This window comes from Saccharopolyspora rhizosphaerae (assembly GCF_003931915.1).
Lineage (GTDB): Bacteria > Actinomycetota > Actinomycetes > Mycobacteriales > Pseudonocardiaceae > Saccharopolyspora > Saccharopolyspora rhizosphaerae.
Map to the genome: position 1 here is coordinate 121,811 of NZ_RSAA01000006.1, position 18,008 is coordinate 139,818.

An 18,008-nucleotide genomic window follows, 5' to 3' on the forward strand; every position below is an offset into this window, starting at 1 on the left:
CGGGTTGCCGCCACGATCCCACCGCACCGGCCCGACCCGCCACCGCTGCTGGTCGCGACACCGCGTCCGCGGCGGGAGGATGATGTCCCCCGCCCCCGAGACGCTGCCCTGAGGAGGAGGACCATGACGGAACGACCCCCGCTCCCGCCGTTCACCGAGGAAACCGCGCTGGAGAAGGTCCAGAAAGCGGAAGACGCCTGGAACACGCAGGATCCCGAACGCGTCGCGCTGGCCTACACAGAGGATTCCGCCTGGCGCAACCGGGACGAGTTCCTCTCCGGCCGTGCGGAGATCGTCGAGTTCTTGCGGCGCAAGTGGGATCGCGAGCTCGACTACGCGTTGCGCAAGGAGCTGTGGGCGTTCCGCGGCAACCGGATCGCGGTGCGGTACCAGTACGAGTGCCACGACGCAGCGGGCCAGTGGTGGCGCAGCTACGGCAACGAGCTGTGGGAGTTCACCGACAAGGGCCTCATGAGCCGCCGCGAAGCCAGCATCAACGACGTCCGCATCGACGAGTCCGACCGCCGCATCTTCGGCCCGCGGCCAGCGGAGGAACGAGGCACACGCCTCCCACTGCACTGACCGGCAACACCCGGGCTGGGTGTGGTCGTCTTGGGCGTCGGTGAAGAACTCGGCTGGTCCGCGGCTACGACTGAGCACCGACCCGGCGCGCCGCTCACGGTCGCAGCACGACCTCCCAGGACCCAGCGGCGCGCCGCCGCTCCCCTCCTCGCGATGCGGCCCGGGGTGATCACCCCGCGGTCGGGGATGCGGAAGCGCAGGGCCGCCACACCTCGCGATCGCCTGCGGTCGTTCCACTTCGGGTACCGGGGAACCTGGGAGGTGTTCGAGCGGTGCGGAGCCGCATGTTCCTGGCGTGGGCTCAGCTCGCACCTCCTGAGGTACTGCGCGGGTTCGTCGCGAGCAGGTCGGGAGGCCCCCTGTTCGAACACTCGAGGTGCGCCGCACGAAGTCCACGGAACCGCGGCGCTGTGCCCGCCCTGGACTCCTGCTACCCGCACCCGCCACGCAGAGGGGTTCTGATCAGGACTGAGGCCCCTGTGCGTCCGTGCGCTCGGTCGGCATCCTCTGCTCCACGGCTTGCCGACAGCAGCGCACCGGCTCACCCCATTTGCGGTGGATCAGGCTCGGCCGAGGGACTTCTGCGAGCACTGGGGGATGTCGTCCCGCGCACTGCGAAAGCCGCTCTGGTGTCCACCGCACTGGCGTTCGGGGTGAGCGGGTGCACGCTCCCGATCGCTCTGACGGCACCCCCGCTGCTCCTCCGACCGTCACGGTGACCCAGCCCGCGCCCCCCGGCACCGTCCGCGTCCACCGGGTCCTCTGGATCGGCCGGCCCCGCCTACCCCACCGCAAGCCCTGCCCTGACCTGCACCGGGAGGGGGCGCACGCTCCGGCCTGCGACGGGCCGGGTGCCGAGGAGTTCACGCAGGAGTGGATCCGCTTCTCCGAGGCGTGCTACCGGCGCCAGATCTCCAAGCCCACCTGCCACGCCTTCGACGCCGCCACCGCCGACCGGCTCGGCTGGGAGGCGCCCTACACCTCCTACGGCGGTGGGCAGACCTCCACGCCCACCTACTCCTCGGGATCGTCCTCGTACTCCCTCTCGGCCGGCGCGATGAGCTGGCTCTCCTCGAACTGGCCGACGCTGTACGACGCGCTGGCCGAAGGTGATGCCGCTGCCGCGCGCGAAGCCATCACCGACTACGGCCCGGACCCCGCTTACCAGGCGAAGATCATCGCGCAGTTTCAAGGCGGCGTACCCGTCCGACGCAGCCGAACTAGGCCTGTGAAATCGCTACCCGGTGCCGCGCAGGAGGTTTCGGACCCAGGTGACGGGGCTGGGCCGGGACCCGGTGCGCTGCTGGGTGCGCAGCGGCGGGAACGGCGCGTGCGGTTCGGTCTGGTACCAGAACGCCGTGCCCGCGATGTCGGCGTCGGTCAGCGGCAGGTAGCGCCCGCCCACCTTCCAGCCGAGCGCCTGCACGGTGACCCGCAGGTCCTGCTCGAAGCAGATCGGGTCGCGCAGGTGCCAGCGGTACATGCCGAACCGTTGGTGCGGGCGGTAGACCTCGTGCGGCGGCAGCACTTGGTTCAGACCCAGCTGGCCGGTCGAGTAGGGGACGTAGCGGCCGCCCACGTCGAAGTTCCACGCGCCGCCGAAGTAGTCCTCGGTGCCGGTTCCGCAGATCGTCGGGTGCTCCTGGTCTCCGTCCAGGAAGAACTTCACCTCGCCCTCGCCCCACCACCCCGGCGCGCCGGGCTGAACGGCCAGGTACGTGCCGACGTACCGACCGGTGCCGATGATCCCGTCGACGATCGTGTGCACCGCCGGTTCCCCGAGCGGGTTGCTGCGCCGCCAGCTCGCGTGGAAGTGGCCGATCCGCTCCGGAAGGTCCCGCTCCTGGTAGGTCACCTGGTAGTAGACCGGGAGGGTGCGGCGGGTGGTGTTCTCCAGCGTGATCGTGGCGCGCCTGCGGAACGGCATGGGCCAGTAGCTGTTGAAGCCGCCTGCGGGCGCGACGACCACGACCTCGGAGTCGACCAGTGCGAGTTCGGCCCACCCGTTGCAGAAGAAGTCGCCGAGCGGCACTTCCACGGACGGCTGCTCCTCGTCGTCCCAGAACATCCGCAGCACCAGGTCACGCACGCCGGCCACCTCGGTGGTCAGCCAAATGTGCTGGACGACGCCGGGACCGGCGACGTCGGCCAGCGTCTCGGTCCGGCCGGCGCCCAGCGCGATCGACGGCGAGACCTTCCAACCGGCTCCCAGGTCCCGCGCCGCGGACGCACCGGTGCCCTCGGTGGCCCGCGCACCCGCACCCTTCGCTCCGGTCGGGTTCTCCGGGGAGACCGACCGCGTGCGCCTCGTCGGTAACTGCCAGAGCTCCTCCACCACGCCTCCCATCACGGCTCGTACAGCGACGGCCAGACCTCCTGCCACGGGGCGATCCGCCCCTCGCACAACCAGATCGGCACCTGGTCGTTGATGCCCGGGTACCCCAGTTCGCCGCGGAAGGTCGTGAGCTGCCGCGTGCTGCGGCAGTTCGCGCGCAGCGGTTCGGAAACGCCGACGACCAACGCGGACGCCGTGTCCGGTGGCGGGCCGAAGAACCAGTAGCCGCGGTGCGGGCTGTGCGCTTCCGGCAACCCGCGCTCCCGGCCGTAGCGGTCCAGCGCGCTCGCCTGCCAGAAGTGGGCCGTCACCAGGGGCGTGCCGCGGGCGGGCAGCGTGCGGTGCTCGTGGGCGACGGCGTCGGCCAGCTCCCGCCACCCCGCGCTGCCGCGCACCGTCGGTGCGGTGAGCGCGCTCGTCCCCGGCAGCGGGTGGGGCAGGACGACCAGCAGCACCGACAGCACGGCCGACACCGGCCACACCACCCCGATCACGGCGGCGCGCCGCGGTGTCGCGGCCGTGCGGTTGAGGAGTTCGACCGCTCCGGCGGCGAAGCACAGCGGGAACAGGCCCGCGCAGTAGTAGTAGCGGCCACCGCTGACCAGGAACACCACCAGGACGACCACGCACGTCCAGCCGAGGAACCGGTACGGCGCCAGCGCGGCCGACCGCAGCAACCGCCACAGGCCGTAGCTGAACAGGACGGCGCCGGCGACCACCCCGGCCACCAGCACGCTCAACGGCACGAACGCCAGCGGCCCGCTCGCGGTGGTCGCCGTCTCCTCCCGCACCGCGCTCACCAGCCTCAGCTGCGGCCACCCGTGCCGGTGCTGCCAAGCCAGGTACGGCAGCGTCGACAGGACCGCCACCACGGCGCCCGCCCACAGCGCGGGACGGCGGAGGACCTCGCGCGGGCCGAGCACCGCCACGGTGAGGAAGCAGGCCGCCCACAGCACCGCGATCAGGTACTTCGCCTGGACCGCGACGGCGCCGGTGAGTCCGATCAGCAGCAGTGAGAGCCCGTCGCGCAGCCGCACCCACCGCACCACCAGCCACGTCGTGACCGCCCAGGCGACCGCGTCGACCGACTGGGTCTGGAGCAGGCTCCCACCGCTCACCGTCTGCGGCGAGATGGCGTAGGTGGTCGCGGCCAGGGCTTGCGCACCACGCCCTCCACCGAACTCCTGCGCGATGAGCCCGGTGATGAGCACCCCGACGACCGCGGCGAGGACGGCGGGCAGGCGCACGCCGATGCGCGCGCCGCCGAGCACGGCCTCCCCGATGCGCGCGAGCAGCGGCATCAGCACCGGCTGGTCGGCATAACCCCAGCTCAGGTGGTGTCCCGCCGCCAACAGGTAGAGCTCGTCGGCGAACCACTCGCGGGTCCCGGCGAGGGGGACGAGGAGCGCGGCCAGACCTGCGGCGATCAGGCACAGCGGGCCCCACGCCACCGGCGGCCGGCGGGGCGGTGCGTGGTGCGGCTGGCGGAGCGAGTCCACTCCCGTCCTCTACCCCCTGCAGCACCGGTCCTATGCCGCACGGCGGGGTTGACCGGCTGCTGGGCACGGGTAGTCCAGGAGGACCAGCAGTTCGTGGAGGGAGGACCATGGCCGCAACGCCGCTGCTCGACCGCTGGCGCGGAGACCCGGGCGAGCCCGAACAACCCGACAACCCCGAGAACCCGGGCGGCCCGACCACACCGAGCGGCCCCGAGAACCCGGGCGGGCCGACGAGCCCGGACAAGCCGGAAGCCCCCTCCCCCGCGAAGCCGGCCGCACCCGAGGTGCCGGACGCCCCCGAGAACCCGGACGAGGACCACGAGCCCTCGCGGCTCCGCTGAGGAGGCACCGATGAGCGACGCGACCTTGCCCACCGGAGCCGACTGCACGCTGACCTTCGTGGGCACCGCGACCACGCTCCTGCGGCTCGGACCGTTCACGCTGCTGACCGACCCCAACTTCGTGCGGCGCGGCCAGTGGATCTACATCGGACACGGCATCGTCACGAAACGGCGCACCAACCCGGCGATGACGATCGACGAGCTGCCCCCGCTGGACGCCGTGGTGCTCTCACACCTGCACGGCGACCACTTCGACCGGGTCGCCGAACGGGAGTTGGACCGCGACCTCCCCCTGGTCACCACGCCCCACGCCGCGGACAAGCTGCGCAAGTGCGGGTTCGCCGAATCCGTGCCGATGCCCCGGTGGAGCCAGTGGTCGATGAGCAAGGACGGCGCACACCTGACCGTCACCTCGCTGCCGGGCCGCCACGCGCGGGGTGTGGTGGGTGTCGTCGCGCCACCGGTGATGGGCACCCTGCTGGACTACGAGCCGCCCGGGCGCCGGCGGCTGCGGATGTACATCAGCGGCGACACGATCATGCACGCCGACCTCGCCGAGATCCGCAGGCGCTACCCGGACATCGACCTCGCCCTGGTGCACCTCGGTGGAACGCGGCTGCTCGGCCACCTGCTCAGCCTGGACCACGAGGAAGGGGCCGACCTGCTGGAGCTGCTGCGCCCACGGCAAGCGGTTCCGATCCACCACTCCGACTACGGGCTGTTCACGTCACCGCTGTCGGAGTTCCAGGTCGAAGTCGCCCGCCGCGGGATCCCGGGGGTGGTGTACGTGCTCCCGGGAAGGCCGCACGACATCGCCCTGCCCGCGCCGCACTCCGGCTGACCGGGAGCGCGGAGACCCGTACTCGCCGGAGTTTCAGCCCGGCTCGCCGCGGCGCTTGCGGTGCGCGACCCACGCGAAGTCGACCGCGGCGATCACGGCGAGCGCGACCAGGACCCAGCCGAGCCACGCGAGCTCGGGGATCCACAGCAGCACCAGCACTCCGGCGACGGCGCAGAACAACAACCCGAACCCGGCCAGCCACAGCCGGAGGGTCAGCGCGCTGCGCGCGTAGGGCGCGCCCGCGACACCGGCCATCGGGTCGTGGTAGCCGGGCAGTCCTCGCTCGTACTCGGCACGGGAACGCTTCTTCATGCTCCTGGACTACCCGCCCGGCACGGTGAAGCACACGTGCCTACGAGCGCGAGGATTCCGGCGCGGGTTCGGCGCGCAACGAGGCTTCGATCTCCTCCAGGCTGCGGTTCTTCGTCTCGGGCAGCCACCGGACCAGGTAGGCGAGACCGACGGTGCCGAGCAGGGCGTAGAGCCAGAAGACGCCTGGAGCTCCGAGCGCCTGGATGAGGGTGAGCACGCTGATCGACACCGCCAGGTCCAGCCCCCAGTGCGTGACGATGCCGAACGAGGCCGCCTTGCCCCGCACGCTGTTCGGGAAGATCTCGCTGTTGACCAGCCAGATCGCGATGCCGAGGCTGCAGGCGAACGCCGCCTCGTACACGATCAGCGCGCCGATCACGCCGAACGCGACCGGTCCGCGCAGCGGCTGGGTGAACAGGGCTCCGACGACGACCAGCGCCGCGATCACGACCACCGTGCCGCCCAGGATCAGCGGGCGACGGCCGAGCCGGTCGATGAAGACCAGCGCCAGCACGGTGAACAGGACGTTGACCGTGCCGATGCCCACCGAGGCGAGGATGGCCGCTGCGTCGCCGAAACCCGCGTTCGTGAGGATGGTCGGCGCGTAGTAGATGACCGCGTTGACGCCCACGACCTGGCTGGTGCCCGCGGCGGCCACGCCCACCGAAACCCAACGCCGGTAACCGCGGCCGAGCAGCGCTCGGTAGGAGATTCGCTGCTCGGCGTGCGCGGTCGCGGTGATCTCGGCCAGCTCGTCCGCCACGTCCTCCGCGGGACGCGTGCGCAGCAGCACGTCACGCGCTTCGGAGCGGCGACCGCGGCCGACGAGCCAGCGCGGGCTCTCCGGCAGCACGAGCAGGCCCGCCAGCATGACCACCGACGGAACGACGGCCACGGCGAACATCCACCGCCAGTGGCCACCGCTGGAGAGGGCGTAGCCGACCAGGTACGAGGCGAGGATGCCGACGGTGACCATCAACTGGTGCAGCGACACCAGCGCGCCGCGGCGTCGCCGGGGCGCCATCTCGGCGATGTAGGTCGGCACGACCAGCGAGGACGCACCGATCGCCAGCCCCAGCACACCCCGGGAGGCGGTCACCACCACCGCGTCGGAGGCCAGCGCGCACGCGACCGTCGCCGCGGTGAACAGGACGACGACTCCGAGCAGGACGCGCCGGCGCCCGTACCGGTCCGCCAGCGGCCCGCCGCCGAGCACCCCGATCACCGCCCCGACCAACAGCGAGGACACCAGGACCTGCTGCCCGACCGAACTGAGCTCGAACTCGGGCGAGATGTAGAGCAGGGCCGTCGAGATGACCCCGGTGTCGTAGCCGAACAGCAGACCGCCGAGCGCGGCGGTCAACGACGCGCCTACGACGACCGCTCCCCCGCTGCCGGTCCGCGGCTCGACCTCGTTCGTGGACCCCGTCATCGCGCCGCCTCCCTCCGCCAGGGCTGCGCACCGCGCAGCCCGCAGGACGTCGAGCGGTCCACTGGTGACCACTGTGGACATCCGCTTCCGGTGGCCGCGGCACACCGTCCCGCACCGCTGGAGACACCGCAATCCAGTCCGTGGGTGGCCGAACACGACCACGCCTGTCCGAGTGAAACGACGAGCCGCACCAACCGGCAGCGGGCCGTGCAGCGGCGGCCCTCGGACGTTGCCGATCGCGTTCCGCATCCGCAACGAACCCGACACCGACCCGGACAGCGGCCTCCGACACGGCGCGCCACGACCCCAACCAACACAGCGGCCCGCGGGCCGCCACCACCACGGCGGGCAACACGGCGCCAACCACCGCACGGGCCCGCGCCGCGCCGCTCACCGACCTCGGTGCGCAGCAACGAGAGGCCCGCCGACGCGAGCTGACTGTCCTACCCTCCTGCCCGTTCGTGCGGCGGTGGGACCACCAAGCGCCCTGACCACGCCGACCTGGTGCCACGCGTGCACGCGCAAGCTCACCGACACGCGCACCCTTCTGGGGAATCCGAGCGTGTCTCACCTGGTCACGGCGCTGGGTGTCGACATTCGCGCGAAGTTGGATCCGGAGGCGCCGGGGTCAGGACTCGCGCGAAGTGGGAAGCTGAGCGAGCTTGTCCCCCAGTTGCGGCCCACGGATGGCTGGCCCCAGGCGCTGCACCCCAGGCGCTGCCCCTCAGTGGCTGTTCCTCAATGACTGTCCCCCAGTTGCTGCTCCCAGGCGCTGCCCCCAGGTTGCTGGCCCTGAGTTGCTGTCCCTCAGTTGCTGGCCCGCGGTAGCGGGAGTCAGTGTTCGAGTTCGGGGAACTTCTCGAGGCGGCTCTCGAGGTCGTCGGGGGCGTTTGGCAAGCGGAACGCTGGCGCGAACAAGCTGCCCGGGTTGTCGCCCGAGGTCGCCGCCCGCAGGAAGAGCTGCACGCGCACGGGCTCCGGGAGGACGTCCTCGTCCAGGTACGCCACCGGTGTGGTCTCGCCTTCGCCGTCGACCGCCACGCGCAACGCCCACCCGCTCACCTCGTCCCAGGTCAACAGCAACGGCAGTTCAGCCAAGGTGGGGACGCGGGAGTTGAGGACGACGATGACCGTCGCCAGGCCGCTCTCGACGTCGAGGTCGACGGTGCCGACTTCGTCATCAAGACCTTCGGTCACGCTGCGGACGTAGTTGACCAGACCGCTGACCACGGAGACCTTCATGTCCATCGCGAGCCTCTTCCCTGGCGTGGCTTCGTTCCTCCACCGGGTAACCACCCGCGCCCGGTTCCGAACCTCGGAACCGGAACGTTTCTCGCCATGCTCATCGGGTACGCGTCGGGGTGGGCCGAGACGACGCCGGGAGGTGACCATGCCGGAAGAACGGCACCGCGCGCACGAGCCGGACCAGGCAGGGGTACCGGTCGACGACGTCCCCGCGGCCGGCACCGACGAGGACACCCCGTACGACCAGGGCGCGGGTGACCACATCGCACCCGAAGCCCCCTACGCGCCGGAGCGGGACGAGGGCGGGAGCACCCACCACCTACCTGCCGACATGTCGCCGGGTGAGGTGCCGGAACGATGAGGACGCCGAACGAGTTCGAGGCGGGCCGAGCCTCGCGGTGAGCGAGGCTCGGCCCGCCTCGGGTGGTGCGCCTGAGGGAAGGCGTCAGCCGGACGATCAGCTGTCGTTGTCCTCGTTCTCGTCGTCCTTAGCCTTCTCCTTGTCCTTGCTGTCGTCCTCCGCGGTGGCGTAGGCGTCGCCGCCGTCCGCGCTGCCACCGTTGCCGCATTCCGCGTGGGCTTCCTTGAGGAGGCCGATCGCGGGGCAGAAGTTGAAGGATCCGCCGTTGCCGCCGTAGCCACCCTTGCCGCCCTCAGCGGCGGCGGTGGTCACCGACGAGTGGTTGTCCTTGTCGGCCGCGGCGAACGCCGGAGAACCGGCGCTCATCAAGCCCGTAACGGCGATCGCGGTGCCCACGAGACGGACAGAAGCACGCATTCCCAGTACTCCGATCTCTTCGATTCTGAGGATGTTCGTCCGATCGGTCTCGCCGATGGGTTTCGAGGCGTAGCCGTGTGATCAGACGAGATCATCTTGGCACTGGGAGATCGATCTCTGCACGCTCATCAACGCAATTCGACGGAAGATCACCCGGCTGGTCGTCGACAACCCGGGGAACCCAACCCTACGAATGCGAGACGCATTTCCAATCGCGCGCGAGAACCGATTGATGTTCGTATTCACGTTCTTCTCCCGCACATCCGGTCGGACCGCGGTGCTCGGCCGAAGTGGAAAATCTTCCGATTCCCTCACGGCCCACTTCGACCGAGCGCGGCCCCGGCGCGGGGAGCGGCAGCACACCGCGGCGAATTCGGTCCGCGTTCAGCACCGGGATGAGCAACCCAACACGGGGGTGGACCGAAGCGCGGAACACCTGCAGTGCTGCCGAACAGGAAGGCCAGAGCCCTCAGAACGCGAAAACACTACCGGTGGAGCGGTGGAGCTCGCACGCGTTGTCAGCGGAGTACTGGTACGTGACGATCCGGTCGTTCCAGTTCCCCTGCGCGGTCGCCTTCACCGACCGGCGGTCCTTGGTGCACTGCTCGGTCGACTGGACCCCGGCCCTCAAGTTCTCGAAGTTCCCGTTCGCCGCTCGCAGTTCCTCGCACGCGGCCGCAGCGCGCGGGTGGTCACCGCCGGCGGGGTCGCACTGCAAGACGACGCTCCGCGAGTTCTGGCCGTCCGCGATCGTCAGGGTGAACGTGCTCTGCGCGGCGCTGGCTTGCGTGCCCTGCGCGCTGCCGGCCTGCGGATCCTGAGCAGTGCCGCTCTGCGGCCTCTCCGCGCCGCTCGCCTGGGGGTCTTGCGCGTTGCTCGCCTGCGGGTTGTGCTGATCGCTGTACAGCGCACTGCTCTGCGCGCTGTGCTGATCGCTGTACAGCGCACTGCTCTGCGCGCTCTGCTGATCGCTGAGCAGCAAGCTCTGCGGGGTGTCGCTCTGCGGATTGTCGTCGGCCCCGGCATAGGCACCCACGGGGAGCAGCGCCAGGGTCACCGCTGCGGCGGCGACCCCCACGATTCGACTCAACCGAACCTCGTTCATGAAATGGCGTCCTTCCTGCTAGGTCATGGATGTGGCCACGCCCATTCGTCATACCGCATCCCCGATATCACCTCTCGAGCAAATCCAAGACGCTACCTGACCGTGCTACTCGCAGAAGTGGCCGTTCGACCCGATCCGAAACACGCGCGGATATTCACCGCGCGGGACCTCGGGACCACGGCATGACAGACCGAAAGTGGGACCTCCCTCGAGTGGCGATCACAACGCACACCAACCGATTTTCGGCGGCCACTCGGAGCGATCTTCTTCCTGATCGGACAGCGGTGACGTGATCGACCCGGTGCCCGCATCCCCGCTCACCACAAGGGTTTCTGCGTCCTGGACCACTCCTCATCACCGCATGAGGTGAGCCGAAGAGCCTTGAGTTGCGGCATTCCACGGCGGTCGAGTTATGTTCTAAGCGGCCTCGCCGCGGGGCCGAAGCAATCCCAGGGGAAACCCGAGGTGGATTTGGAATCCAATGCTGTTGATCGGCGATTTCCGCGGGATTAATTTTCCGAAGGTTGATCTGAGAAAGGTTCCTCTTATGCTGAATGCGAAGCGCGTTGTCGCTGCGACGGTTCTGGGACTGCCGCTGCTGCTCGCCGCCCCCGGGATGGCCATGGCTGCCGGCGACGGTAGCAAGGGCGGGCACCCGGCGGACCCGTCGTCGTGGCTCCAGGTCCAGAACCAGGAGAACGCCACCGAGCAGGCCAACAAGCACGAGTCGGCGATCTACCAGTTCAACGTGGGTAGCGGCAAGCCGTCGGCTGCGGTGTGGAACCCCCAGTCCAACGAGAACACCACTGACCAGGAGCAGGAAGCTGAGCAGGAGGAGGAGCGGGCCTCCGACGAGGGCGGCAACTGATCGCTGACTCCTAGTTCTTGAGGCGTATCAGCAACGCAGGCTTGGCCCGGCGACCCCGTCGCCGGGCCAAGTTCCACTTCGAAGGCCTCGCGGCGCTCCGCGCCTCATCCGAACTCTCCCTCAGACTCTCAGGAAGTCCTCGCATGCGAAAAGATCACGCCACCGAGGTGGCGTGATCTTTTCCGTGTTCAGCACCATCGCCGCCGTGGCGGGTGCGACGGTGCCGGGCCGTCGTCGCCGACCACCGCCGCATGGTCGGCGGGTGAACTCGGCCGGTGACGACGTGCCCGGCAACCGCCCAGGGGGCGGAGACCGAGGGGAACAGCCGTCCGCCCCCGTGGAGGCAGGACGCGCTCAGTCCTCGCCCTGGTCCTGCTCCTGGTCGGTCGCGCTGGAGTTGATCTGCTGGGCCCAGTTCATGGCCGCCTGCTCGCCGTCGCTGCCGATGCTCACCTGGGTCAGCGGGGACACGTTGATGTTGTTCTGCACGGTGCCGGCTTCCTGGGCCTGCGCGTGGATCTCCGACGGATCAGGCTTGTCGGCGGCCGCTGCCGCGCCGCCGGCTCCGAACGACGCCGTCAGGAGGAGGCCGGCGAGCACGCCGGCTCGCCGAGCAGTGCGCGTGCCGCGCCCGTTCTCGTGTGGTGAGTTCACTTCGACTTCTTCTCCGCTTCCTGGTCCTTGCTGTCGTCTTCGGCCGTGGCGTTGGCGTCGCCGCCGTCCGCGCTGCCGCCGTTGCCGCAGAAGGCATTGCCGAAAACGAGCGCCGGGCAGAAGTTCCCCTTGCCACCGTCGCCACCGTGGCCGCCGTTGCCCCCCTCGGCCGCGGCGATGGTCACCGACGAGTGGTTGTCCTCCTTCTTCGAGTCCGCCGCGAACCCGGGCGATCCCACCGCGAGCAGGCCGACGGCAACCGCCGTGGCACCCATCAGACGCGCAGAAGTGCGCATGCCGTTCCTCCGATTCTTCATGACTCCACAAAGCCGGACCACGGTTCCCCTGGATCGCACTCCCGAACTCCGGTGGGGAACTTGTTGATCAGGCGGAGTCACTCTTGCACCCCGCGGCATGGTGTTGCCCGCTCCGACACTCCAAGAGGTACCTCAAAACCCCCGAAAGGGATTCGTGCAGGGAAGGAAGGCGAAGCGTCCTCAGGGATTGGTGCAGGGAAGGAAAGCCAAGTGTCCTCATAGGACGACAAGGTGCCGGCCCCCCGCGTGGGGACCGGCACCTGACAGGGATTCGCTTCCAGCGGCTGGTCAGACCTGGAAGACGTTGCCCTCTTAGTCCAGCTCGATCAGCTCCAGCTCCCCGACGTCACTGACGTTGACGCAGTTGAGCGCGTTGATCAGCTTGCCCTCGTTCTTGCAGACGTTGACCTGGGTGGTGTTGTCCTTGATCTCCGTGTCGCCACCGCCGTTGTGGCCGCCGTAGCCACCCGCGAACGCCGGAGAGCCCACTGCCAGCAGGCCGGCAGCCGCCACAGTGGCGCCCAAAACACGCAGCGAAGTGCGCATCTGAAACTCCTCACATGTTCATGTTCACCGTGATTTCGCCACCCGTCTTCGCGTCGTGCAAGGACTTTCACCGAACTGCTCAGGACGGGCACCACTCACGGTTCACCAAGCCTGCGCGTTCCGCCGCCCGCGGTCCGCGAAAGTGGGAAATCCCCCACCCGACGGCGAATCCAACGCGAAAGCGGTACGAGAACGGTCCGCTGATCCACCCCCGAACCGGAGCGTAGCAACACTTTTCACCTCCCACGGCGGTTCCGCCGCCACCAACGCCGCACCCGGCCGGACCCGCCAGAAGCGAACCGGTTTCGCGGAGTTCCCGGCACGCGCAGGTTGTAGCGCACACCGAGCATCCGGATTCCGAAGCACACCGCCGCCGCCAGCAGCGCCGTCACGACGCCGTGGACCTCGGTGCTCACCGCGACGACGGTCAGCGCCGCGCCGATCAGCGCGGGCACCGCGTAGAAGTCACTGGTCAACACCGAGGGAACTTGCCTGATCGCCATGTCCCGCACCGTGCCGCCGCCCACCGCGGTGAGCGCGCCGAGCAGGACCGCCTGCACACCGCCGAGGCCGTACTCGAGGGCCTTGCTCGCACCGGTCACCGAGAACACGCCCAGCCCGACCGCGTCGAAGATCGTGATGAGACCGGTGAACCGCTCCAGCTCCACGCTGAGGAAGAACGCCGTCAGCGCCCCGGCCGCGGCCACGCCCAGGTAGAGCACGTCGTTGAAGGTCGCGGGTGGCAGCGAGCCGATCAGCACGTCCCTGATGATCCCGCCGCCGAGCGCGGTCATCATGCCGAGCGTGATGACACCGACCAGGTCAAGCCGGACCGCGCGCACGGCGGTGAGCGCACCGTTGAGCCCGAAGGCGAAGGTTCCGGTGAGGTCGAGGGCGAGCAGGAGCGGAGTCTGAGACATGCGCACATTCTCGCCCACCTGCCGCACCGGTGATCACCGCCCGTGATCGTCACCAGCGCAGAGCGTGCAGCGGGACGCGAGCGACCGAACGGGCACGGCGGAACGGGTTCGGGTCCGGGGGGCGGATGGGTAAGCGGAGGGGTGTGAGCTGTTCCGATGTCCTGCGGGAGGGGTCATGCCGCAGCGAGAGGCCGGTGCCGAGGAGTTCGTGCCGTCCCGGGGCGGGCTACCGGCCATGGAGAAGGCCGTCCGGGAGTGCCGCGGGTGCGACCTGCACGAGAACGCCACCCAGGCCGTGTTCGGGGAGGGCGCGGCCCGAGCACGCGTCATGTTCGTCGGAGAGCAACCGGGCGACTCCGAGGACGTGCAGGGCCACCCCTTCGTCGGGCCCGCAGGACGAACGCTGGACCGCGCCTTGCAGGAGGCCGGTCTGCGACGGGACGAGGTCTACCTGACCAACGTCGTCAAGCACTTCAAGTTCGAGCAGCGCGAACGCGGCAAGCGGCGCATCCACAAGAAGCCGAGCGCGACCGAGGTGCGCGCGTGCCGACCCTGGCTGACCGCCGAGCTGCGGCTGGTCAAGCCGCAGCTCGTGGTCTGCCTCGGGGCGACCGCGGCGAAGGCGCTGCTCGGCAGCTCGTTCCGCGTCTCCGAGCACCGCGGGGCCGTGCTCGACTTCCCCGCCGACGCGGGCCTGGGCGAGAGCGCTCCGGACTCCGTCGTGGCCACGGTGCACCCCTCCTCGGTGCTCCGCGCAGAGGACCGCGACGCGGCGTACCGGCAGTTCCGGGACGACCTCCGCGCCGCGGTCCAGGTGCTCGGCTGAGCTCAGCGGACGTCCGAGGCGACCTCCGTCTCGCGCGGTCGGTCCTCCGACTCCTCCGCGGTGGAGCGGGGAGCCTGGGCGAGGTGGTCGCGGTCCTGCCGGAGGGCCTTGTGGAAGGCCACGCAGATGCCGACGAGGATGATCGCGAACGGTGTTCCGGTCAGCACCGAGGCCTTCTGCAGCCCTTCGAGACCACCGGAGACCAGCAGCACGGCCGCGACTCCGGCCAGCAGCACGCCCCACAGCAGCCGCACCCAGGTCTTCGGGTTGGGCTCGCCGCCCGTGGACAGCTCGCCCAGCACCACCGTGCCGGCGTCGGCCCCGGCGACGAAGAACACCCACAGCACGACCAGCGTGATCACCGACATGACTCCGGCGAGCGGGTACTGCTGGATGAACACGAACATGCCGGCCGCCGGGCTCTCCTGCACGGTCTGCGCGATGTCCCCGGCCAGCCCGCTGCGCGCCAGGTGCAGCGCCGCGCCGCCGAAGACCGCGATCCAGATCATGCTGACCACGCTGGGCACCAGCACGGTGGCCGCGACGAACTCGCGGATCGTGCGACCGCGCGAGATGCGCGCCATGAACAGCCCCACGTAGGGCGCCCAGGCGATCCACCAGGACCAGTAGAAGACGGTCCAGCTGCCCATCCACCCGTTGTCCGGGCTGAAGGCGTCGAGCCGGAAGCTCATCGGCACGATCTCGCTGAGGTAGTCGCCCAGGCCCTCGGTGAACGCGTTGATCTGGGTGATGCTCGGGCCCACCACGACGTAGAAGATCAGCAGGACCGGGGCGATGAGCATGCTGATGTTGGACAGCCACTTGATGCCGTGCTCGATCCGGGTCGTCGCCGACCCCATGAACGCGGCGGTGGTCAGCGCCAGCACGACCAGCTGCACGATGATCCCGGTGGGCAGGCCGAAGGTTTTGCCCAACCCCGCGGTCATCTGCAGACCGGCCTGGCCGAGCGCCACGGCGATGCCGAACACCACGGCCAGCACCGCGAGCACGTCGATGACCTTGCCCAGCGGCCCGTCGACACGATCTCCGAGCAGCGGCCGGAAGATCGCGCTGAGCAGTCCGCGTTCTCCCTTGCGGTGCGTGAAGTAGGCGACCGCCAGTCCGGCGACCGCGTAGATCGCCCAGGGGTGCAGCGCCCAGTGGAAGAACGAGTACTGGATCGCCACTCCGGCGGCCTCGTCGGTGCCGGGTGGTGCGAGCTCGAAGGGCACTTCGACGTAGTGCGACAGCGGCTCCGCCAAGCCCCAGAAGATGATCGCCGGTCCCATGCCGGCTTGGAACATCATGGCGAACCACGACATCCGGCCGAACTGGGGCCGGTCGTGGTCCGCGCCGAGCTTGATCCGGCCGTGGCTGCTCAGACCCAGGTAGAGGACGAACACGAGGAAGATGTTCGCGGTGAGCAGGAAGAACCAGCTCAGGTCCGCGACGACGTGGTTGAACAACCACGTCGTCGCGGCGCCGAACCCGTTGGGGCTCACCGCTCCCCACAGGACGACCAGGGCCGAGACGGCGATCGACACCGTGAGAACGGTATGATTCGTCGCCCGCTGCTTCAGCGAGTTTGTCATTGTGAAATTTCCTGATTCACCAGCTTGGAGAACTTCGGCACGAGCGGAATGCACCGTCGTTCCCGCGCGGAGAACGACGGGTTTCGACAGGCGTGATGACCCTCCTCACAGGACGCCCGTGCGGGCGTCGCCGGCTGTCGAGGCACCGGCATCGCGATCTCGTCCAGCGCCGCAGAGTCGACCTCGGCGCGACTTCACCCGGGTCGCACCGGAAAAGGCGAACTGGTACTCCTGCGCCGTGGCGGCGGGACGTCTTTCGTTGTGCTTCCGATGAGGCTGTCAGCTTCCCCGCGCTCGATCAAACGAATCCGGGGGATCGAGCTAGACGGATTTTGAAAGGCGTCGATAGAGAGCTTCTATCAGCGCTGCGCGTCGGCGCTCTCGTCGTGCTCGGCGCTGGTGTCCGGTGGCCCGTCCCCGCCGGCCGGGTACTCCTGCATCGGGACCAGGCAGCGCTCCCACGCCGACAGGACGGGGTCGAGCAGCCGCCACGCCTCTTCGGCCTCGTCGCCGCGAATGGACAGCGCTGCGTTGCCGCTGAGCGCGTCCAGCAGCAACCGCCCGTACGGCGGCAGGTCCGGCTCGGTCATCTGCGCGGTCAGCGTGAGCGGCGCGAAGCTGCGCACCTGCGCGCCCGCACCCATCAGGTCGAGCGACACGGTCTCGTGCTCCAGTCCGAAGCGGAGCACGTTGGGCTGCACCTCGCCGGCGCTGCCGAAGGGCAGGTGCGGCACCGGCTTGAAGTGCACGGCGACTTCCTTGCGGTTGCTGCCCAAGGCTTTGCCGGTGCGCAGCCGGAACGTCGTCCCGGCCCAGCGCCGGCTGTCGAGCTCCAGCTGGACCTCGGCGTAGGTCTCGGTCTCGCGCTTCGGGTCCACACCCTCCTCGTCGACGTAGGCGGGCACGACACTGCCGTTGAGGCGACCCGCCCCGTACCGCGCCCGTCGCGTGCCGCGCACGACGTCGTCGTCGGAGAGCGGGCGCACCGAGCGCAGCACGTCGACCTTGCGGTCGCGCAGGTCCCGCTCGCTGAGGCTGTTCGGCGGTTCCATCGCCACCAGGCACAGCAGCTGCAGCAGGTGGTTCTGGACCATGTCACGCAACGCGCCCGCGTTGTCGTAGTACCCGGCCCTGCCTTCCAGCGCGAGGTCTTCGTCCCAGACGATCTCGACCTCGCTGATGTGGGCGCTGTTCCACACCGGCTCGAGCACGCGGTTAACCAGCCGGGCGCCGAGCACGTTCTCCACGGTCGCCATGGCGAGGAAGTGGTCGACCCGGAAAACCGCGTCCTCCGGCACCATTCCGGCGAGCATCTGGTTCAGTTCCACTGCGCTGTCGAGGTTCTCGCCGAAGGGCTTCTCCAGCACGATCCGGCTCCCGCCCGGAAGCCCACATCGTTCCACTGTGGACAGCGCAGAGGAGAACAGGCTCGGCGGCAGCGCGAGGTAGACCGCCAGCGGCCCCTCGCCGGCGATCACGGCGGCGACCTCGTCGGGATCGGTGACATCGGCGCGGACGAACCGCGCGGCACCGGCGACGGCTCGCCGCGCTTCGGCCGGCAACTCGTCCCCGTGCTCGTCGAGCTGTTCGGCCGCCCAGGACCGGAACTGCTCGGTGTCCCAGTCGTCCTGGTCGGAGCACACCAGCTCGAACGAGTCGTCGAGGTGTCCTCGCGCGCAGAGCGCGGCCAGGCCGGGCAGGAGGAACCGGGCGCAGAGGTCGCCGGTGGCACCGAAGACCGCCAGCCGGTTGATCATTCCGAACCTGCCTTCCGCCTCAGGAGTGGGTCCGCCGTTGATGATCACACCGATGCGG

19 protein-coding genes are annotated in these 18,008 nt (G+C 69.6%); 6 read left to right on the plus strand and 13 right to left on the minus strand.

The genetic code is table 11. The features are described from left to right. The first annotated feature begins 123 nt into the window (after positions 1-123). Positions 124-582: a nuclear transport factor 2 family protein gene (locus tag EIL87_RS06120; RefSeq protein WP_125089186.1), complete on the plus strand. Its 459-nt coding sequence runs from the start codon at positions 124-126 to the stop codon at positions 580-582. Positions 583-1,819: 1,237 nt separating this feature from the next. Here EIL87_RS06120 and EIL87_RS06125 read toward each other — a convergent pair. Together EIL87_RS06125 and EIL87_RS06130 are read right to left on the minus strand one after the other, a co-directional pair. Next, positions 1,820-2,929, minus strand: coding sequence for a glycoside hydrolase family 172 protein (locus tag EIL87_RS06125; protein ID WP_125089187.1), 1,110 nt, complete (start codon positions 2,927-2,929; stop codon positions 1,820-1,822). Further along, positions 2,929-4,416, minus strand: coding sequence for an ArnT family glycosyltransferase (locus tag EIL87_RS06130; RefSeq protein WP_125089188.1), 1,488 nt, complete (start codon positions 4,414-4,416; stop codon positions 2,929-2,931). Before EIL87_RS06130 ends, EIL87_RS06125 begins: the two co-directional genes overlap by 1 nt. Positions 4,417-4,523: 107 nt before the next feature. Here EIL87_RS06130 and EIL87_RS06135 point away from each other — a divergent pair, with 107 nt between their 5' ends. Next, on the plus strand, positions 4,524-4,757 hold the full coding sequence (locus EIL87_RS06135; protein WP_125089189.1) for a hypothetical protein: 234 nt from the start codon (positions 4,524-4,526) through the stop codon (positions 4,755-4,757). 10 nt (positions 4,758-4,767) lie between these two features. Then, positions 4,768-5,598, plus strand: coding sequence for an MBL fold metallo-hydrolase (locus EIL87_RS06140; protein ID WP_125089190.1), 831 nt, complete (start codon positions 4,768-4,770; stop codon positions 5,596-5,598). Positions 5,599-5,631: 33 nt separating this feature from the next. Here the strand turns inward: EIL87_RS06140 and EIL87_RS06145 are convergent, their stop codons facing one another. The 3 genes from EIL87_RS06145 to EIL87_RS06155 form a co-directional block, all read right to left on the minus strand. After that, a complete protein-coding gene (locus EIL87_RS06145) occupies positions 5,632-5,910 on the minus strand; it encodes a DUF6343 family protein (protein WP_125089191.1) in 279 nt (92 codons plus the stop codon). A 40-nt stretch (positions 5,911-5,950) separates the two neighbouring features. Then, on the minus strand, positions 5,951-7,342 hold the full coding sequence (locus tag EIL87_RS06150) for a sugar porter family MFS transporter (protein WP_125089192.1): 1,392 nt from the start codon (positions 7,340-7,342) through the stop codon (positions 5,951-5,953). An 834-nt stretch (positions 7,343-8,176) separates the two neighbouring features. Then, complete coding sequence (locus tag EIL87_RS06155; RefSeq protein ID WP_125089193.1) at positions 8,177-8,590, minus strand: DUF6292 family protein; 414 nt, start codon at positions 8,588-8,590, stop codon at positions 8,177-8,179. Between the two features lie 142 nt (positions 8,591-8,732). On the opposite strand from EIL87_RS06155, the gene EIL87_RS06160 reads away from it, so the two are divergent. Continuing rightward, the gene (locus tag EIL87_RS06160) at positions 8,733-8,948 is read left to right on the plus strand and encodes a hypothetical protein (RefSeq protein ID WP_125089194.1); all 216 of its coding nucleotides are present in this window, start codon (positions 8,733-8,735) and stop codon (positions 8,946-8,948) included. 96 nt (positions 8,949-9,044) lie between these two features. Here EIL87_RS06160 and EIL87_RS06165 read toward each other — a convergent pair whose 3' ends face one another. Together EIL87_RS06165 and EIL87_RS06170 are read right to left on the minus strand one after the other, a co-directional pair. Next, the gene (locus EIL87_RS06165; protein WP_125089195.1) at positions 9,045-9,365 is read right to left on the minus strand and encodes a hypothetical protein; all 321 of its coding nucleotides are present in this window, start codon (positions 9,363-9,365) and stop codon (positions 9,045-9,047) included. Positions 9,366-9,834: 469 nt separating this feature from the next. Beyond that, positions 9,835-10,470 carry an SSI family serine proteinase inhibitor gene (locus EIL87_RS06170; protein WP_125089196.1) on the minus strand — a complete coding sequence of 212 codons (636 nt, stop codon included), beginning with the start codon at positions 10,468-10,470 and terminating at the stop codon, positions 9,835-9,837. A 547-nt stretch (positions 10,471-11,017) separates the two neighbouring features. On the opposite strand from EIL87_RS06170, the gene EIL87_RS06175 reads away from it, so the two are divergent. Continuing rightward, the gene (locus EIL87_RS06175; RefSeq protein ID WP_125089197.1) at positions 11,018-11,338 is read left to right on the plus strand and encodes a hypothetical protein; all 321 of its coding nucleotides are present in this window, start codon (positions 11,018-11,020) and stop codon (positions 11,336-11,338) included. A 354-nt stretch (positions 11,339-11,692) separates the two neighbouring features. Here the strand turns inward: EIL87_RS06175 and EIL87_RS06180 are convergent, their stop codons facing one another. The 4 genes from EIL87_RS06180 to EIL87_RS06195 form a co-directional block, all read right to left on the minus strand. Further along, positions 11,693-11,992: a hypothetical protein gene (locus tag EIL87_RS06180; protein WP_233576064.1), complete on the minus strand. Its 300-nt coding sequence runs from the start codon at positions 11,990-11,992 to the stop codon at positions 11,693-11,695. Continuing rightward, on the minus strand, positions 11,989-12,288 hold the full coding sequence (locus EIL87_RS06185) for a hypothetical protein (RefSeq protein ID WP_125089198.1): 300 nt from the start codon (positions 12,286-12,288) through the stop codon (positions 11,989-11,991). Before EIL87_RS06185 ends, EIL87_RS06180 begins: the two co-directional genes overlap by 4 nt. A 333-nt stretch (positions 12,289-12,621) precedes the next feature. Next, positions 12,622-12,855: a hypothetical protein gene (locus tag EIL87_RS06190; protein WP_125089199.1), complete on the minus strand. Its 234-nt coding sequence runs from the start codon at positions 12,853-12,855 to the stop codon at positions 12,622-12,624. 236 nt (positions 12,856-13,091) lie between these two features. Continuing rightward, entirely contained in the window at positions 13,092-13,775 is a 684-nt protein-coding gene (locus tag EIL87_RS06195; RefSeq protein WP_125089200.1) for a trimeric intracellular cation channel family protein, read from the minus strand. A gap of 175 nt (positions 13,776-13,950) precedes the next feature. On the opposite strand from EIL87_RS06195, the gene EIL87_RS06200 reads away from it, so the two are divergent. Continuing rightward, complete coding sequence (locus tag EIL87_RS06200) at positions 13,951-14,601, plus strand: UdgX family uracil-DNA binding protein (protein WP_125089201.1); 651 nt, start codon at positions 13,951-13,953, stop codon at positions 14,599-14,601. A gap of 2 nt (positions 14,602-14,603) precedes the next feature. Here the strand turns inward: EIL87_RS06200 and EIL87_RS06205 are convergent, their stop codons facing one another. Both EIL87_RS06205 and EIL87_RS06210 read right to left on the minus strand, forming a co-directional pair. After that, a complete protein-coding gene (locus EIL87_RS06205; protein ID WP_233576065.1) occupies positions 14,604-16,145 on the minus strand; it encodes a BCCT family transporter in 1,542 nt (513 codons plus the stop codon). 407 nt (positions 16,146-16,552) lie between these two features. Next, entirely contained in the window at positions 16,553-17,950 is a 1,398-nt protein-coding gene (locus EIL87_RS06210; protein ID WP_125089203.1) for a glucose-6-phosphate dehydrogenase, read from the minus strand. Positions 17,951-18,008 lie beyond the last annotated feature (58 nt).

Coding starts and splice junctions, on each gene's coding strand:
- EIL87_RS06135 (WP_125089189.1), top strand. CDS start 4,524: ATGGCCGCAACGCCGCTGCTCGACCGCTGGCGCGGAGACCCGGGCGAG.
- EIL87_RS06200 (WP_125089201.1), top strand. CDS start 13,951: ATGCCGCAGCGAGAGGCCGGTGCCGAGGAGTTCGTGCCGTCCCGGGGC.
- EIL87_RS06160 (WP_125089194.1), top strand. CDS start 8,733: ATGCCGGAAGAACGGCACCGCGCGCACGAGCCGGACCAGGCAGGGGTA.
- EIL87_RS06140 (WP_125089190.1), top strand. CDS start 4,768: ATGAGCGACGCGACCTTGCCCACCGGAGCCGACTGCACGCTGACCTTC.
- EIL87_RS06195 (WP_125089200.1), bottom strand. CDS start 13,775: ATGTCTCAGACTCCGCTCCTGCTCGCCCTCGACCTCACCGGAACCTTC.
- EIL87_RS06175 (WP_125089197.1), top strand. CDS start 11,018: ATGCTGAATGCGAAGCGCGTTGTCGCTGCGACGGTTCTGGGACTGCCG.
- EIL87_RS06165 (WP_125089195.1), bottom strand. CDS start 9,365: ATGCGTGCTTCTGTCCGTCTCGTGGGCACCGCGATCGCCGTTACGGGC.
- EIL87_RS06125 (WP_125089187.1), bottom strand. CDS start 2,929: ATGGGAGGCGTGGTGGAGGAGCTCTGGCAGTTACCGACGAGGCGCACG.
- EIL87_RS06145 (WP_125089191.1), bottom strand. CDS start 5,910: ATGAAGAAGCGTTCCCGTGCCGAGTACGAGCGAGGACTGCCCGGCTAC.
- EIL87_RS06170 (WP_125089196.1), bottom strand. CDS start 10,470: ATGAACGAGGTTCGGTTGAGTCGAATCGTGGGGGTCGCCGCCGCAGCG.
- EIL87_RS06150 (WP_125089192.1), bottom strand. CDS start 7,342: ATGACGGGGTCCACGAACGAGGTCGAGCCGCGGACCGGCAGCGGGGGA.
- EIL87_RS06190 (WP_125089199.1), bottom strand. CDS start 12,855: ATGCGCACTTCGCTGCGTGTTTTGGGCGCCACTGTGGCGGCTGCCGGC.
- EIL87_RS06155 (WP_125089193.1), bottom strand. CDS start 8,590: ATGGACATGAAGGTCTCCGTGGTCAGCGGTCTGGTCAACTACGTCCGC.
- EIL87_RS06210 (WP_125089203.1), bottom strand. CDS start 17,950: ATGATCAACCGGCTGGCGGTCTTCGGTGCCACCGGCGACCTCTGCGCC.
- EIL87_RS06120 (WP_125089186.1), top strand. CDS start 124: ATGACGGAACGACCCCCGCTCCCGCCGTTCACCGAGGAAACCGCGCTG.
- EIL87_RS06185 (WP_125089198.1), bottom strand. CDS start 12,288: ATGCGCACTTCTGCGCGTCTGATGGGTGCCACGGCGGTTGCCGTCGGC.